We start from the raw sequence: 14,912 nt of genomic DNA, 5'->3' as shown, positions 1-14,912 counted from the left end.
GTCGCCGTTGAGGGCCTCGTTTCGCATGCTAACCGTCGGCGTCAGCCGGCGCGCTTCAGAGGATTTCCAGGAGCTCCTCAGAACCGCACCGCACCTCTGAGCCGACATGGGGCTTGCGAAACGGCTCGCCACAGGGCGCCCGGCACCGCAGCCTGGCGGAAACTGAAAGCAGGGAGCAGGGAGCCGTGAGGAGGAGACATGACCGAGAGCACCATGGGCGACGAGGTCTACCAGCCGGACGGGTCCGAGGTGCAGGACGATGCCGGGCTGCTGGACGCCGAGGACACACTCGAGGATCCCGCGCTGCAGATCCTCTCGGACGGGTACTCCCCGCCGGAGCGGCCGTGGGCCGTGGACCGGGTGGGCACCACCGCGGCGGAGCAGCGCCGGGGCGAGAGCCTTGAGGAGCGGCTGGCCGAGGAGGCACCGGACGTCACTGTTCCCACGGGCGATGGGCTGGGGGACGCCTCGGACACCGACGGCGAGCTGATCGACGACGAGGTCGGGGCGGACCGCGCCGGGCGGCTTGTGGCCCCTGACGAGGGGGCCCACTCCGACCTGGAGAAGGAGCTGGTCGCTACCGACGTCGGCATTGACGGCGCCGCCTCTGCGGAGGAGGCGGCGATGCATGTGATCCCGGAATCCGAGCAGCTCTGATCTGCGCAAGGCTCCGCTGGGCGCTCGACCGAGCGCCCACCGCGGGGCGTCCGCCAGAGGCTCCGGCGTCAGCGTTCCTCACGGAACAGAACGTGCCGGCCGACGGTGGCGTCGTACTTGCGCAGGAGCAGGCGGTCGGGGTCGTTGCGCCGGCTCTTGCGGGTGACATAGGTGTGACCGGTCCCGGCAGTCGACCGCAGGGTGATGACCGGTCGGGTATCGCTTCGTGCCATGGGGTGCCTCCCGGCGATTCCACTGAACCCCATCCCATAAATGGGATGGTTTTCGTTTTCATCGATGTACTGATGGCAGTAACGAACCAAGACTCCGCCGCATTCCCGGACGCCGCCCCGCTTCGGTGAGCTCCGACGGAAGGCTCACGGGTTCGCCGGTGCCCCAGCCGGCGGGCGGCCCGCCGGTGAGCTGCAACCAGGCTGCCTCCGGAGAGCGGCCGGGCAGCCGACGAGGCGCCGGCACGACACCGGTGCCTGGCCCGGTGGTGTGAACGTGGATGTGTGATGTGTTCCGCGACGACGGCATCAGCAGATTCGTGGCAACTGCTCTCCGATCGGCAGGTCCACCACCCGCGTGCCGCCAAGTCCGGTACGCGCCACCACCATTCCGGGGTGCGCCTCCACAGCTTCGCCGATCACAGTGGCCTCGGCGCCCAGAGGGTGCGAGCGCATCGCTTCCAGGACCGGCTCCGCGTGCTCGCGCGGAACGAACGCCACGAGCTTGCCCTCGTTGGCGACATACATCGGGTCCAGCCCCAGGATGGCACAGGCGTTGGCCACGGGTGGAGGGACAGGAATGGTGCGCTCCTGGATGACGACTCCGGCGCCGGAGGCTGCCGCAATCTCGTTCAGGGCAGCCGCCAGGCCTCCGCGCGTGGGATCGCGCAGCACATGCAGGTCCGGGGTGACAGCGAGCATCGTCTCCACCAGGCCACCGAGCGCCGCGCAATCGCTTTCGATCTCCACACCGAACTCGAGGCCCTCACGGACGCTCATGATCGCGACGCCATGGACGCCGATCGCGCCGCTGACGATCACAACATCACCGGGGACGACGCGCTGCGGCCGCAGATCGACGCCCGTCGGGATGATGCCGATCCCCGCGGTGTTGATGAAGATCCCGTCACCGTGGCCGGCTTCGACCACCTTGGTGTCGCCCGTCACCACTTCGACCCCCGCGGTGCGCGCGGCCGAACCGAGCGCCTGCGACACGCGCGAGACCACCGAGAGCTCGACCCCCTCCTCCAGGATGAATCCGCAGGAGAGATAGGCGGCTTGGGCGCCGCTCATGGCAAGGTCGTTGACGGTGCCGTTGACAGCCAGGTCACCGATACTGCCGCCGGGGAAGAACAGCGGCCGCACCACGAAGGAATCCGTGGAGAAGGCCAGCCGGACTCCGCCGAGCGAGAGCGCCGCGGAATCGCCCAGCTGGCCGAGCACCTCTCCCCCGAAGGCCGGCGCGAAAATGTGCTGGACGAGCTCGGCGGAGAGCACGCCGCCACCGCCGTGGCCCATCACCACCCGGCTCTGGTCCCGCAGCGGGGCTGGGCAAGTCCACGCCGTGAGGTCCGGCAGCCCCGGCCCGGCGGCCTGCGGTGAGCCGTTCAACGGCGTATCGATCGAGAGCGCTTCTGTGGTCTCAGACAACGGGGCTCGCCTCCAGCGATGCGTTCGTGATGTCCAGCCGCCGGTAGAGGTAGTACGCGGCGCACGCGCCCTCACTGGAGACCATGGTGGCGCCGAGCGGGGTCCGCGGCGTGCACAGCGTGCCGAAGGCCTCGCATTCATGAGGCTTCAGCAGACCCTGCAGGACCTCGCCGCTGCGGCACTCCGCCGGCTCCCTGGTCTGGATGCCGGTGACCGAGAAGCGGTGCTCGGCGTCGTACTCCCGGTACCGCGAGGACAGCCGCCAGCCGCTGCCGGGGATCGTTCCGATGCCGCGCCAGGCGCGATCGGTGACCTCGAAGACATCCGCGAGCATCGCTTGAGCGGCGGCGTTTCCCTCGGGGCGCACGGCACGCGGATAGGCGTTGTCCACGGTGTGCTCACCGCGTTCCAGCTGCTGTACGGTCCTGCGCACCCCCTCCAGGATGTCCAGCGGTTCGAATCCGGTCACGACGATCGGGACACGGAACCGCTCGGCCAGCTCGGGATACTCCCCGACGCCCATCACGCTGCACACATGCCCGGCCGCGAGAAAGGCCTGCACCCGGCAGCTCGGGGACTGCATGATCGCCTCGATCGCGGGAGGCACCCTGACATGGGACACCAGCAAACTGAAGTTCTGGATGCCGAGCCTGCGCGCCTGATACACCGTCATGGCATTGGGCGGCGCAGTCGTCTCGAATCCGATACCGAAGAACACCACTTCCCGGTCCGGGTTCTGCTGAGCGATCTTCAGGGCGTCGAGCGGCGAGTAGACGACCCGTACATCGCCGCCTTCGCTACGGACCTGGAACAGGTCACGGCCGGTGCCGGGCACGCGGAGCATGTCACCGAAGGAGCAGAAGATCACCTCGGGGCGGGAGGCGATCTCCAGCGCCTTGTCGATGACTTCCAGCGGGGTGACGCACACGGGACAGCCGGGTCCGTGGATCAATTCCACCTGGTCAGGGAGCAACTGGTCGATGCCGTGCCGGATGATCGTGTGCGTCTGTCCCCCGCAGACCTCCATCAGTGCCCACGGTCTGGTCACGGTGGAATGGATGTCATCGAGGAGGCGGCGCGCCAGATCCGGGTCCTGGAACTCGTCGATGTACTTCACTACTTGGCCTCCTGAGGTGTGTCGATGCCGGCGGCGGGCAACGGGGATCCGTCGGCTTGCGCCACCGGCTCCCACGGATCGCCGAACTCCTCCTGGAGCAACCCGAGCGTGGCAAAGAGCTCGAGGGTCTTCTTGGCCGACTCCTCGTCCAGGCGCTGCAGGGCGAACCCCACATGCACGATGGCGTACTCGCCGACCTGGAGGTCCGGCAGATACTCCAGGCACACCTCCTTGACGACGCCGCCGAAGTCAACGCGGGCCATACGGGTGCCGTCGCGTTCCTCGATGTCCAGGACTCTCCCGGGTACCGCCAGGCACATGTCCTTCTCCTCGCTGTGGGTGTTTCGTCGCCCGGTCTCCCCGGGGCACGTCGTCAGTCGCCGCCTGCGCGCAGGGCCACGGCGGCATGTGCGGCCACCATCAGTTGACCCAACGCCAGTCCCCCGTCGTTCGGCGGGACTTGGTGGTGGCGCAGAACGGTGAAGCGGTCCTCGAGAAGCGTCCGTGCGCACGCCGAGGAGAGCAGAGTGTTGGCGAAGACACCGCCGGTCAGGGCTACGGTGTCCAGTCCGCGCTCGTCTCGCGCCATGACGCAGATCTTGTGTACGAGATCGGCGACGGCCCGGTGGAAGCGCGCGGCGACAAGGGCCGGAGGTGTGCCCGCCCGTACGTCGTCGACGACTGCTGCCAGAACGGGTGCAGGATCAGCGGCCACCGCAGCCCGGCCATCACCCGGAGGCTGCACGGCGAACGCGTAGCCGACGACGGCCTCGGCCGCCGCCGTGAGCGCGGCCGCCTCCAGCTCAATGGCTGCCTGGGCTTCGTATCCGGACCGATGGCAGACGCCCGCGAGCGAGGAGACGGCATCGAAGAGCCGCCCCATGCTGGACGTAGGCACACAGTTCAGGTTCCGCTCCAACTGGTGTTCCAGCACCCGGAGTTCGTCGGGAGGGCAGGCGGCAATGCAGGGCAGGTCCCGGGACCAGGCGATGCCGGCTGCGCGCAGATGTGCGAGTGCCATTCGGTACGGCCGACGCACCGCGGCGTCGCCGCCCGGCAGGGAGACATGAGCGACGTGTCCGAAGCGGCTGAACCCGTCGTAGTCCGCCAGCAAGAACTCCCCGCCCCACACCGCCCCGTCGTCACCGTAGCCAGTGCCGTCGAACGCGACCCCGATCACGGGGCGGCTCCCGTCCAGTCCGTGCTCCGCCATCGCGGCGGCGACGTGGGCGTGATGGTGCTGGACCCGCACGACCGGCCGGCCGGCCGCGTGCCGGTTGGCCCACTGTCCGGAGCGATAGCCGGGATGCCGGTCGGCCGCCAACAGCTCGGGGTTCACCCCGGTGATCGACTCCAACTGCGTTTCGGCGCGCTCGAACGCCTGCTGTGTGGCGAGGTCGTCCATGTCCCCGATATGGGCCGACAGCCAGGCCCTGTGCCCTTCCGCGAGACAGAACGCGTTCTTGAGGTCGCCCCCGACAGCGAGGGCCGCCGGTACGGGTAGGGGCAGCACGACGGGCAATGGGGCGTAGCCACGAGCGCGGCGGATCATCAGCGGCTCCCCGTCGCACACCCGCACCACGGAGTCGTCGCACGGCACGTGGATCCCGCGGTCGTGCGCGAGCCAGGCGTCTGCCAGGTGCGCCAGGCGGGTCAGTGCGTCGGTGTCTTCGGTGACGATCGGCTCCCCCGCCACGTTCCCGCTGGTCATCACGAGCAGGCGCGGCCCGTCGGCATCGCCGGGCAGGCCGAGAAGCAGATGGTGCAGAGGTGTGTAGGCAAGCATCACGCCAAGATCGGGACTGCCGGGGGCGACCTCCTCCGAGGGATTCGGCAGTCCCGGCGGCACAGCGTCAGGCCGACGGCGCAGCAGGACGATGGGCCTGACGCCGCCCGTCAGCAGGCTTCGCTCCTGGGGGCCCAGGTGCACAAGGTGCTCGATGTCGGCGATGCTCCTGGCCATCAGAGCGAACGGTTTGTTCCCCCGGGCCTTGCGGTGGCGCAACGTGGCCACGGCCCGGGAGTTGGAGGCGTCGCAAGCGAGGTGGTAGCCGCCGAGGCCCTTCACGGCGAGGATCGCGCCTTGGGACAGGAGCCTGCGGGCCTCGGCGATGGGGTCCTCGGCGGATACGGGCCGAGGCGAATCTTCCGTATTCGCTTGCGCCACGAGCAGACGCAGGCGTGGGCCGCAGGCGTGGCAGGCGACCGGCTGCGCATGGAAGCGGCGGTCGGCCGGATCGGCGTACTCCCGGGCGCAGTCGGCGCACATCGGGAAGTCGGCCATGGTCGTGTGGTCCCGGTCGTACGGAAGACCGCGGACGATCGTGAAGCGGGGGCCGCAGTGCGTGCAGGTGATGAAGGGGTGGCGGTGACGCCGGTCGGCCGGATCGGCCAGTTCCGCGAGGCAGGCGGCGCAGGTCGCCATGTCCGGCGACACCAGGGTGCGCGCGGTTCCGCACGTGGTGGATGCGGCGATGGTGAACCCGTCACCCCCGGTGGTGGGGACCTCCTGATGGTCGACGGACTCCACCCGCGCGAGAGGCGGCGCGTCCGCGGAGATGCGGGCACAGAAGAGAGCGACGTCAGCGGGTGGCCCTTCGACTTCCGCGACAACGCCCTCACCGGTGTTGGTCACATGGCCGACCAGGTCGAGCCCGGTGGCGAGTGTGTACAGGAACGGCCGGAACCCGACGCCTTGAACCACGCCCCGGACAGTGACCCGCCTGCGCTGCACCGCCTCCTCCGCGACGGCGGCGGCCGACTGCGGACCGCTCACGAGCCGGACTGCGCCATGGCGCCGGAGGCCGCCGTATGGGTATGCGTACCGTGTTCGTGCTGATGGAGATGCTCCTGACGGGCCATGACGGGCGCGTGGACCGGCCCGCCGTCCGCCGCCGCCGTCGCCCGGTCCAGCAACGCGCCGACGCCGTCGCCCCGACGCGCGGACGTCAGCAGCACTTCCACCCCCGGGTTGACCTGCGCGACGTTCGCCCGAAACGCCGCCTCGTCGAACTCGACCGCCTCTGCGATGTCGGTCTTGGTCACCACCACCAGGTGCGCCAGACCGAAGGCGGTGGGGTACTTCAGCGGCTTGTCCTCCCCCTCCGTCACGGAGGCGAGCACGACCCGCAAGGACTCACCGAGGTCGTACGAGGCCGGACAGACCAGGTTGCCGACGTTCTCCACGAACAGCAGCCGGGTGTCCTCGGACAGCCATCCGTCCAGGTGCCGGCTCAGCATCCCGGCCTCCAGATGGCACAGACCGTCGGTCAGCACCTGCTTGACCGGGACTCCTGAACGAGCCAGGCGCACAGCGTCGTTCTCGGTGGCGAGGTCGGCGGTCAGGGCCGCGACCCGTACGCCCCGCTCCCGTGCCAGCAGCAGCTCGCCCTCCAGCAGAGCGGTCTTCCCACTGCCGGGGCTGGACAGCAGATTGACGATCGTGGTGCCGCGGGCGGCAAGTTCGGCGCGCAGCGTGTGCGCGGTCGCATCGTTCTTGGCGAGGACCGCCTGTTGGAGATCGACCACACGGCACATGCTTCAGCACTCCTCGAAAATGGGTTCACGGGCCCGTTCGTGCTCCTGGCCGTCCTCCCAGTGCACGCTGACGATCTGCAGTTCGCGGCCCGAGAGCAGCTCGGCGGTCGCCTCTCCGCACACCGGACAGCACAGCTGCGGCGGCATTCCGACCGCCCATTCATCCGCGCACGGTTCGCAGCGGGCACGACCCGGCACGGAGTCCGCGACCAGCTCGGCACCTTCCAGAACGGTCCCGGCACAGGCCAGTTCGAAGCAGAAGGAGAGAGCGTCGGGGACCACTCCGGCCAACTCGCCGACCTGGAGGCGTACGGACGTCACCGCGGTGACGCCGCCTGCTTCGGCCGCCGCCTGCTCCACCTGGCCGACGACAGCCAACGCGATGGACATCTCGTGCATCGCTCTCCGTCCTGGCACTGGCCGACCGCCGTCGAACGCTCTGGGCCCGGTGGGCGTCGCCCGCCCGCGCAAGCTGAGCGCTGGGGCCGTTCGGCACCATTACAGGCCGGGACCCGGCGGCGGGGAGCCCGGCACGCCGACGCCACCCGGCCGCGTACACCGTTCGGGGCAGCGGCGGAAGCCGTACCGGTCTCGGGGTGCACGTCGCCACAGCACAGCCCGGCCGGGAGGGTGGCTCCAATTACCACCTAAACGGACAGAACATACCCATAGGGCATTAATGCATGCATAGGTTGAATGTAGGGATTGAATACGCACTCCGGGAGCGCGGTTCCGCTTCGAAGTGTCCGGAATGGGCGTTTGCTCGACATTGCTCCCGACATCCATTTTGCGGGAAATCACGCGACTTGTCGTGCATTTTCGCGGCGCCGTGGGGCAGACCGTCCCGCATCGACGCTCGTGATATGGGTCACGTCCGTGACGCTGCGCGAAGGGCGCCGGCCTGGCTCAGTCCCGTGCCCCAAAAGGAAAGTTGAGTTCCCCGCCCTCGGTGGATCACGGGATTTTCCGCGGCAGAATCCGCCGCGTGGATTGCAGTGGTGAATTCAGGGCTTGTTCCATCCAGCCCTTTTCGCTTACGGTCACCGCAATCCGGACGGAACGCCGAATCCTGCCGCCGTCCGGCAAAACCCACCCACTTACGTACGGCAGGAGCGGGGGACCCAGGTAAGCCGCCGATCCGGAATCCGGAACGGCTCGGGGTGAAGTCGCATTCCTACTGCGGCCGGGCATCTCCAGCCCGAACCCGACAGCTGACCTCGCAGGCGACGGAGAGGAACTCGCCATGCCCGCAAAGGGTAAGCATCGCCGTCCCAAGTCCAGCCCGATCACTCGGGGTTTCGTCGCTGCGGGTGCGGGAGGTGCCGCACTCGTCCTGCCGGTGATCGGCGCGACCACTGCCGGCGCGGCGCAGCCGACGGCGCATCCCTTCACAGCTGAAAAGGCTGTGGCGCCGACCGTCGCGAGCACCACGCCCGTAGCCGCGAAGAAGGCCCTGCCCACCACCTATTCCGTCGTTGTGGGCGACTCCCTTTCCAAGATCGCACGGGCGCACTCCCTGAGCGGCGGCTGGATGCAGCTGTACAAGGACAACCGGCGGGCAATCGGTAGCAACCCTTCGCTGATTCACGCGGGTCTCAAGCTGTCGGTCGGCAAAAAGGCCAAGGTGACCCCCAACACGTCTGCTCCGGACGAGCGGGCCAGCCGCTCCGCGCAGAGGAGCACGCTGGCCACCAATGGCGCCGCCACCACCGCGAAGCCCGCGACCTATTCGAACAACCTCGACGGCTGGATCAGGGAGTCGCTCGACGTCATGGCCAAGCACGGCATCCCCGGCTCGTACAACGGCATCCACCGGAACATCATGCGCGAGTCCTCGGGCAACCCGCTGGCCATCAACAACTGGGACTCCAACGCCGTGAAGGGAACCCCGTCCAAGGGGCTCCTCCAGGTCATCGACCCGACGTTCCGTGCCTATCACGTGCCCGGCACGTCGATGAACAGCTACGACCCGGTCGCCAACATCACCGCCGCGTGCAACTACGCCGCCGCCAAGTACGGCTCGATCGACAATGTGAACGGCGCCTACTGACGCCCGGTCACCTCAGTCGCGTCACATCCTGCGGATGCGCAGATAGCGCATGAGGTCCGGCAGGGCCAGCCGGACGACGGCGGCCAGCGCAGTCGCGGCAGTAGCGGCGGCCGCGCCACCGATGATCGTCTTCTTCATGCTCTTCTCCTCACTTCGCAGCCTCGCCGACCGCAGCCGGTGGCGCGGACGGTTCCTGCTCGCCGTCCCGCAGCAAGCCCATGATCAGCCGTACGGCCTCCGGCACCGCGGCGGCCACGGCCGGACTGAGACCGATGCCTTCCTCCACACCGGCGGGTTCGCATCCCACTACCAGGATGCGCCGCGGCGGCCGCGCGCCGGTGCCGGCGCAGAGGGTCTCCAGGAGAGCCAGGACCGCGTCGGGGGACATCCGGTGACCGTCCAGCAGCGCGTTCCGGGGCTCGATGCCGCCCGCGCCGTCGGCTTCGATCAGATACACCGTGCCGGGTTCGCCGCCGCGCGCCGTGGCATCGACCAGGACGAGCGTGTCGTAGCCGTCGAGAAGCTGATACGCCAGGTGTACGCCCCGTACGCCGATGTCCACGACCTCGGCGTGCTCCGGCAGCTGTTCCGCGGCCAGCCTGCGCACGGTCTCGACGCCGAAGCCGTCGTCGCCGAGGAAGATGTTTCCGACCCCGGCGACCAGAATCCGGTCGTTGTTCCGCTCAGGACGTGTCATGCGTCCTCCAGGGGGGCGACCTCGTCGGGCTGGAAGTACAGGAAGCGGCCCTGCTCGCGGCGGATGTCGGCTCCTGGATCGCCCTCGACGGTCACTGCCAGATGCACTGCCCCGTCCACGTCGTGCAGCACCGCCTCGACCCTGGCGCTGCGGCCGTGCAGGAACAGGTCCTGTGCGTCGGTGCGCCGCAGGCCCGGGCGCAGCAGCACGCGGCTCCCGGCCCCCAGCGACCGGCCGTCCACGACGACCCGGTCGCGGGCCGGGTCGAAGCCGGAGTCGCTCGCCGGGTCCCACCACGGGGTGCCCGGCGCCTCCACGCCGTATTCGTCGGTAAACCCGCGACAGGCGGGCGGCGGGGGGGCGTCCGACGCGTCGGGGCCGGTCACCTCCCGTAGCGCACGCACCGCACCGTGCAGGCGCTCAAGGACTTCAGGGGGCATCGAGTCGGCCAGGTCGATCACCGCGCCGGCCCGCTCGTCGGTGCCACGAGCCTCTCGCTTCTCCTCATCGGTGAGGGCTGCGGTGCGCAGCGCGAGGATCTCGTCGATCTCGGTGGCGTCGTAGAGAGCCCCTGGGCTCTCCGGGGCGATGGCGGGGTGGTCCTCCAGGATGATCGGGGAAGACAGCACCAGGTCCGCGCGGCCGGGTTCGCCGGCGAGGACCGGCCAGGTGTGCAGGTTGCGGCAGGACGCGATCGCGCCCTTGGCCCACTCGGGCGGATCCGTCATCGACAGGAACGACCCGGCGCTGAGGCCCATCAGCAGATGCGCGGCGACCAGCGAGCGCGGCAGCGCCGCGTCACGGTCGGCCGTGCCGTCCGGCGGGCTCCAGCTGCTGGTGTTCTCCACGACAGCGGTCAGACGCATCACCCGGTAGGGACCGTCGAGGTCACGTGCGGACAGCCGCACGGCGCCACTGATCTCCTCGCATCGGCGAATCAGCCGGCCCACCGTCCGGCCGGTCGCGTCCAGGACGGGCTCGGTCTCTTCGCGGGCAGGGCGGGTGAAGGGAACGGTGACACCGTCTCCTGCCAGCTCCTCCACGTCTGCGAGCACCTCGACACGCTCCTCGACGCCCTCGTCCCAGGGCACCAGGACGCGGTCCTCGAGGTGGAGTTCGCGCACCGTCTCGAACCCGCCGTCCTGCCGGGCCTGTTGCACGGTCCTGCGCCGGGCGTGCAGGAAGCGCACCTCGACCGCCAGCGTCGCGCCCGCCTTCGGTTCCATCAGACATTCGGTGTGCTGGAAGTCGTGCTCCTGGCACTCGGAGCCCCAGGCGGGCGGCACGAGCACTCCGAACTGCCAGCGCAGCCGGTTCTTGGCCGCCGAAGCACGGTACGGGTAGAGCACATAGCCCTCGAAGAGGACCGCGTCGGCCACCTGTCGGGCGACGGCGAACCGGGCTTCCGTCGCCGGTGCGAAGGCAGTTGTCGTCAACGTGCCGTCCTTCCGGTAGCGCGTGGCAGCAGCGCTCGGTCCAGGGCGTGGACCGGCTGGGGGTCCGGCGTGCCGGCCTCGGCCAGCAGGGCCCGGACGGCCGCCTCCCAGGAGGGATGTGCCCGCCGCGAACGGAAGGCGAGCAGCGCGTCCATGGTGTCGCGCGGCAGCCGGATCCAGCCGCAGCCGGGGAAGTGCTGCTCGACCATCTCCTGCCACACCTTTACCGGCATCCGGAAGGCCGCCTCCCGGTCCCACGGCACGGGTTCGACGCGGAAGCCGCCTGCTCCGGTGAATGCCGTTCCGGAGAACAGCATGAGCAGCGGCACCTCGCCCGCCTCGAGGGCGTTGAAATACCGGGTGGCGGCGACGTCCATGTCGTACGTGCAGGGGACGGCGAGGTCGGTTTCCGTCTCTCCCGTGAAGCTGGGAACCATGTGCGAGACCTGGGCGAACTGAACCGGCTGAAGCGTGCTGCCCCAGCGTGAGCGCTCTCCGAAGAGGTCGGCCAGCCCATCGGCCTCCGCGGGAGCGTAGCCGCGCCGCGCGGGTTCGATACGGATCTGGCAGCGCAGGGCCAGGGCGTGCACGCGGGCGTTGTCGGACGCGGTGATGCGCAGCCTGAAGACGAGTGTCGGACCGGCGGCGTACCGGTCGGCCCGTACGCCCGTACACGTGAAGGCGAACTCCGTCATGGCCGGTCCGCCCCCTGCACCACTTGGGCGCGGCCGCCGACATGGGCGAAGAAGGCCTCCAGATCGGCCCGGGCCTCGGCTCCGCCGTCAAAGCCCTGCCACAACAGGCGCATGCGGCCCACCAGTTCGTAACAGATGTCGATCGGGACGAGGTAGCACTCGGCCCGGCCTTCCACCCGGCGCAACAGGAGCGCCTCCACATCGGGTTCGAGGAGCGCGGCCAGTCGACTGCCGCCCAGCACGGTCTGCCATGCCGACGGGTCGAGTTCACTCTCGGTCGCGCCGGCGGGACTCGGGTAGAGCGCGACCAGGCGGTCGAGCGCCGCGTTACGGAAGAAGAAGGCGACGCCGACCGGGATCTGCAGAACTTCCCACGCGCTGTCGTCCAGGCGGTGGTCCGGGTCGGCCAGATAGCGGTCCGGCACCGCCCGGAAGCGGCCGCCCGCGGCACCGGGCCGCTCGAACAGGAGGGAACACGGGACGCAGGCGCAGGCAAGTGCGCGTTTCTCCGTGTCCACCAGGTGGCGGTGGCTGTTGTCGGCCACCGCCACTCCGCACAGTTCGCAGCGCTCCTGCCGGGGTGGCCGCTCGGTCAGAAACCGTCGCAGGCCGCGCAGTTCACCGGCAGGCCCAGGAGGCTGTGGCCGGAGCTGGGGCGCGCTCACCGCGTCTTCGCCACGGCCGGTCCGGGCGCCGTACGGGACGTGGGAGCCTTCCCGATCTGGAGCAGCGCCGGCTCCCGGGCGGTGGCGCCCGCCTCCACTTCCACAGCCGTCACCTCAGGCGCGAAGCAGGTGAGGGCGTCCTCGACCGCCTGCTGTGCCGACGCAGCTGTGCCGGCGCAGCCGCAGCCCGCACCACCGGCAGACCGCAGGCGCAGCGTTGCGGAGGAGTCGTCGAAGCCCGCTACCTCCCAGGCATGGTCACCGGCCGCGTCCAGAGCACGAGCGATGCGCGTGGCGGTGTCCTCGGGGTGCAGGTCGTGCAGGACCAGCAGGCTCGAGACCAGTTCGTCTCCGAGCAGGCCGGCCAGGGGGCTGCCCGGGGATTTGCCGGCGGCGGGGGCATCGAGCAGCCGGACGATCCGGGCCAGACCGGCGCCGTAGAAGTCCATCAGGACCCTGACCAGCTCCTCGGCCCCGGCACACGCCGATTCGTCGCCGGTGGCGGCCAGTCGGTCGAGGACTTCTTCCACGCGCCGTCCTGCCTGCTCCGCGTTCATGACCCGGTGGGCAGCATCGGCCGGCGGGGCGGCGGTGGGGGCTGCCGCGCTCATCCGGAAAGGCCGCTCAGGCCGGTGGGTACGTGCATCGACTTCACGGTCTTTCCGCCGCCGACGTACATGTGAACGCCGCAGGGCAGGCAGGGGTCGAAGCTGCGCACCGCGCGCATGATGTCGATGCCCTTGAAGTTCTCCGGGGAGTTCTCCTCGAAGATCGGCGTGTTCTGCACGGCGTCCTCGTACGGGCCGGGCGTGCCGTAGGAGTCGCGCGTGCTGGCGTTCCACGGAGTCGGCGGGTACGGGTGGTAGTTGGCGATCTTCCCGTCCCGGATGACCATGTGGTGGGAGAGGACACCGCGTACGGCCTCGGTGAAGCCGCAGCCGATGGACTGGTCCGGCACCTCGAACTTCTCCCAGGTCTGGGTGCGGCCGGCACGCACTTCGTTCAGCCCCTTCTCGGCGCAGTGCAGGGCGATGGCCGCGGCGTAGGCCTGGAAGTAGGTGCGGGCACGGTTTCGTTCCAGCGCGTTGCTCCAGCGCGGGATCTTCCACTCGAAGGTGGTCTCGGGCTTGGTCATCGTGCGCGGCAGGTTGATGACGACGCTGTTGCCGGTGGCCTTGACATAGCCGACGTCGACGAGCCCGGACAGCGCCGTGGACCACAGGCGGGCGAGGGGGCCCCCGCCGGTGTCCAGCGGCAGGTAGTCCTTGCCGTCGAACCAGCGGGGGGACATCACCCAGCTGTACTTGTCGTTGAAGTCCCGCTTCTGAGGGGCCGGGATGGTGTGCTGGTTCCACGGGTGGCGCGGGTCGACGGGGTTGCCGAGCGGGTCGTGGGTGACGAACTGCTCCTGGCCCTGCCAGTCGTCGTAGTACGAGCTGCCCAGCAGGATGCGGATGCCGAGGTTGATCTCGGTGAGGTCGTTGGTGACGAGCTTGCCGTCGACGATGACGCCGGGGGTGACGAACATCTTCCGTCCCCAGTCGGTCATATTGGCGTAGGTGAAGTCGCAGTACTCGGGGTCGTTGAGGGCGCCCCAGCAGCCGAGCAGCACCCGTCGGCGGCCGACTTCCTCGTACCCGGGCAGAGCCTCGTAGAAGAAGTCGAACAGGTCGTCGTGCAGGGGGACGACTCGCTTCATGAACTCCACGTAGCGCATGAGGCGGCTGAGATAGTCCGTGAAGAGCTGAACGGAGGCAATCGTGCCGACTCCACCGGGGTAGAGCGTGGAGGGGTGCACATGGCGGCCCTCCATGAGGCAGAACATCTCCCGGGTGTAGCGGCTCACCTGGAGGGCTTCCCGGTAGAACTCGCCTTCGATGGGGTTGAGTGACCGCATGATGTCGGCGATGGTGCGGTAGCCGTGGTCCCCGGCGTGCGGCGCCTCGGTGCGCTCGGCGAGCTCGAGGACGCCGGGGTTGGTCTCGCGGACCATCTTTTCGCAGTAGTCGACCCCGACCAGGTTCTCCTGGAAGATGTTGTGGTCGAACATGTACTCGGCGGACTCGCCGAGGTTGATGATCCACTCAGCAAGGTGCGGAGGCTTCACCCCGTAGGCCATGTTCTGCGTGTACACCGAACACGTGGCGTGATTGTCGCCGCAGATCCCGCAGATACGGCTGGTGATGAAGTGCGCGTCCCGGGGGTCCTTGCCGCGCATGAAGACGCTGTAGCCACGGAAGACCGACGAGGTGCTGTAGCACTCCGCGACCCGCTTCTGCTTGAAGTCGATCTTTGTGTGGATGCCGAGGCTGCCCACGATCCGGGTGATCGGATCCCAGGCCATTTCCACCAGGCCACTGCCGTCGCCGGCCGCCTTCGTCGTCGGTGCCATCGTGA

At 69.2% G+C, this 14,912-nt stretch carries 16 protein-coding genes and 1 riboswitch; of the genes, 2 read left to right on the top strand and 14 right to left on the bottom strand.

From position 1 onward, the window contains the following. The first annotated feature begins 198 nt into the window (after positions 1-198). Positions 199-657, top strand: a complete 459-nt coding sequence (locus tag ACFWDI_RS08130) for a DUF5709 domain-containing protein (RefSeq protein WP_385302004.1) — start codon at positions 199-201, stop codon at positions 655-657. A gap of 68 nt (positions 658-725) precedes the next feature. Here ACFWDI_RS08130 and rpmG read toward each other — a convergent pair whose 3' ends face one another. Genes rpmG through ACFWDI_RS08090 form a run of 8 tightly spaced genes read right to left on the bottom strand, consistent with a single transcriptional unit; the run spans position 726 to position 7,371 of the window. Then, on the bottom strand, positions 726-890 hold the full coding sequence (gene rpmG, locus ACFWDI_RS08125; protein ID WP_385302002.1) for a 50S ribosomal protein L33: 165 nt from the start codon (positions 888-890) through the stop codon (positions 726-728). Between the two features lie 58 nt (positions 891-948). Further along, positions 949-1,197, bottom strand: a complete 249-nt coding sequence (locus ACFWDI_RS08120; protein ID WP_385302001.1) for a DUF6177 family protein — start codon at positions 1,195-1,197, stop codon at positions 949-951. Continuing rightward, positions 1,197-2,279 (bottom strand): hydrogenase expression/formation protein HypE, encoded by a 1,083-nt coding sequence (hypE, locus tag ACFWDI_RS08115; RefSeq protein ID WP_385302439.1) that lies wholly within the window; start codon positions 2,277-2,279, stop codon positions 1,197-1,199. Before hypE ends, ACFWDI_RS08120 begins: the two co-directional genes overlap by 1 nt. Before the next feature lie 31 nt (positions 2,280-2,310). Next, complete coding sequence (hypD, locus tag ACFWDI_RS08110; protein WP_385302000.1) at positions 2,311-3,435, bottom strand: hydrogenase formation protein HypD; 1,125 nt, start codon at positions 3,433-3,435, stop codon at positions 2,311-2,313. Next, on the bottom strand, positions 3,435-3,755 hold the full coding sequence (locus ACFWDI_RS08105; protein WP_385301999.1) for a HypC/HybG/HupF family hydrogenase formation chaperone: 321 nt from the start codon (positions 3,753-3,755) through the stop codon (positions 3,435-3,437). The genes hypD and ACFWDI_RS08105 overlap by 1 nt, the downstream gene beginning before the upstream one ends. A gap of 53 nt (positions 3,756-3,808) precedes the next feature. Continuing rightward, entirely contained in the window at positions 3,809-6,211 is a 2,403-nt protein-coding gene (gene hypF, locus ACFWDI_RS08100; protein ID WP_385301997.1) for a carbamoyltransferase HypF, read from the bottom strand. Further along, positions 6,208-6,972, bottom strand: a complete 765-nt coding sequence (gene hypB / locus ACFWDI_RS08095) for a hydrogenase nickel incorporation protein HypB (protein ID WP_385301996.1) — start codon at positions 6,970-6,972, stop codon at positions 6,208-6,210. The genes hypF and hypB overlap by 4 nt, the downstream gene beginning before the upstream one ends. Positions 6,973-6,975: 3 nt before the next feature. Beyond that, positions 6,976-7,371: a hydrogenase maturation nickel metallochaperone HypA gene (locus tag ACFWDI_RS08090; protein WP_385301995.1), complete on the bottom strand. Its 396-nt coding sequence runs from the start codon at positions 7,369-7,371 to the stop codon at positions 6,976-6,978. A 651-nt stretch (positions 7,372-8,022) separates the two neighbouring features. Beyond that, positions 8,023-8,211, top strand: a riboswitch (cyclic di-AMP (ydaO/yuaA leader). A 4-nt stretch (positions 8,212-8,215) separates the two neighbouring features. Between ACFWDI_RS08090 and ACFWDI_RS08085 the strand changes: the two genes are divergently transcribed. Next, the gene (locus ACFWDI_RS08085) at positions 8,216-9,022 is read left to right on the top strand and encodes a transglycosylase SLT domain-containing protein (RefSeq protein ID WP_385301994.1); all 807 of its coding nucleotides are present in this window, start codon (positions 8,216-8,218) and stop codon (positions 9,020-9,022) included. A 148-nt stretch (positions 9,023-9,170) separates the two neighbouring features. On the opposite strand, the gene ACFWDI_RS08080 is transcribed toward ACFWDI_RS08085, so the two are convergent. From ACFWDI_RS08080 to ACFWDI_RS08055, 6 genes are read right to left on the bottom strand one after another with little or no spacing between them, the layout of a single operon-like run. Further along, positions 9,171-9,719, bottom strand: a complete 549-nt coding sequence (locus ACFWDI_RS08080) for a hydrogenase maturation protease (RefSeq protein ID WP_385301991.1) — start codon at positions 9,717-9,719, stop codon at positions 9,171-9,173. Next, positions 9,716-11,155, bottom strand: coding sequence for a hypothetical protein (locus ACFWDI_RS08075; protein WP_385301990.1), 1,440 nt, complete (start codon positions 11,153-11,155; stop codon positions 9,716-9,718). The genes ACFWDI_RS08080 and ACFWDI_RS08075 overlap by 4 nt, the downstream gene beginning before the upstream one ends. Continuing rightward, positions 11,152-11,850, bottom strand: coding sequence for a DUF6084 family protein (locus ACFWDI_RS08070; protein ID WP_385301988.1), 699 nt, complete (start codon positions 11,848-11,850; stop codon positions 11,152-11,154). Before ACFWDI_RS08070 ends, ACFWDI_RS08075 begins: the two co-directional genes overlap by 4 nt. Then, the gene (locus tag ACFWDI_RS08065) at positions 11,847-12,458 is read right to left on the bottom strand and encodes a DUF5947 family protein (protein ID WP_385302438.1); all 612 of its coding nucleotides are present in this window, start codon (positions 12,456-12,458) and stop codon (positions 11,847-11,849) included. The genes ACFWDI_RS08070 and ACFWDI_RS08065 overlap by 4 nt, the downstream gene beginning before the upstream one ends. A gap of 53 nt (positions 12,459-12,511) precedes the next feature. Next, positions 12,512-13,126 carry a hypothetical protein gene (locus ACFWDI_RS08060; RefSeq protein WP_385301987.1) on the bottom strand — a complete coding sequence of 205 codons (615 nt, stop codon included), beginning with the start codon at positions 13,124-13,126 and terminating at the stop codon, positions 12,512-12,514. Further along, positions 13,123-14,907: a nickel-dependent hydrogenase large subunit gene (locus ACFWDI_RS08055; protein ID WP_385301985.1), complete on the bottom strand. Its 1,785-nt coding sequence runs from the start codon at positions 14,905-14,907 to the stop codon at positions 13,123-13,125. Before ACFWDI_RS08055 ends, ACFWDI_RS08060 begins: the two co-directional genes overlap by 4 nt. Positions 14,908-14,912 lie beyond the last annotated feature (5 nt).

It is taken from the genome of Streptomyces sp. NPDC060064, from assembly GCF_042736455.1.
GTDB lineage: Bacteria > Actinomycetota > Actinomycetes > Streptomycetales > Streptomycetaceae > Streptomyces.
This window is presented reverse-complemented; position numbering and strand designations above follow the sequence as displayed.

Bases quoted from the DNA above. Each gene is read 5' to 3' on its own strand.
- ACFWDI_RS08070 (WP_385301988.1), bottom strand. From the start codon at position 11,850: ATGACGGAGTTCGCCTTCACGTGTACGGGCGTACGGGCCGACCGGTAC.
- hypB (WP_385301996.1), bottom strand. From the start codon at position 6,972: ATGTGCCGTGTGGTCGATCTCCAACAGGCGGTCCTCGCCAAGAACGAT.
- ACFWDI_RS08130 (WP_385302004.1), top strand. From the start codon at position 199: ATGACCGAGAGCACCATGGGCGACGAGGTCTACCAGCCGGACGGGTCC.
- ACFWDI_RS08090 (WP_385301995.1), bottom strand. From the start codon at position 7,371: ATGCACGAGATGTCCATCGCGTTGGCTGTCGTCGGCCAGGTGGAGCAG.
- ACFWDI_RS08055 (WP_385301985.1), bottom strand. From the start codon at position 14,907: ATGGCACCGACGACGAAGGCGGCCGGCGACGGCAGTGGCCTGGTGGAA.
- ACFWDI_RS08080 (WP_385301991.1), bottom strand. From the start codon at position 9,719: ATGACACGTCCTGAGCGGAACAACGACCGGATTCTGGTCGCCGGGGTC.
- ACFWDI_RS08120 (WP_385302001.1), bottom strand. From the start codon at position 1,197: ATGCCGTCGTCGCGGAACACATCACACATCCACGTTCACACCACCGGG.
- ACFWDI_RS08105 (WP_385301999.1), bottom strand. From the start codon at position 3,755: ATGTGCCTGGCGGTACCCGGGAGAGTCCTGGACATCGAGGAACGCGAC.
- rpmG (WP_385302002.1), bottom strand. From the start codon at position 890: ATGGCACGAAGCGATACCCGACCGGTCATCACCCTGCGGTCGACTGCC.
- ACFWDI_RS08060 (WP_385301987.1), bottom strand. From the start codon at position 13,126: ATGAGCGCGGCAGCCCCCACCGCCGCCCCGCCGGCCGATGCTGCCCAC.
- ACFWDI_RS08085 (WP_385301994.1), top strand. From the start codon at position 8,216: ATGCCCGCAAAGGGTAAGCATCGCCGTCCCAAGTCCAGCCCGATCACT.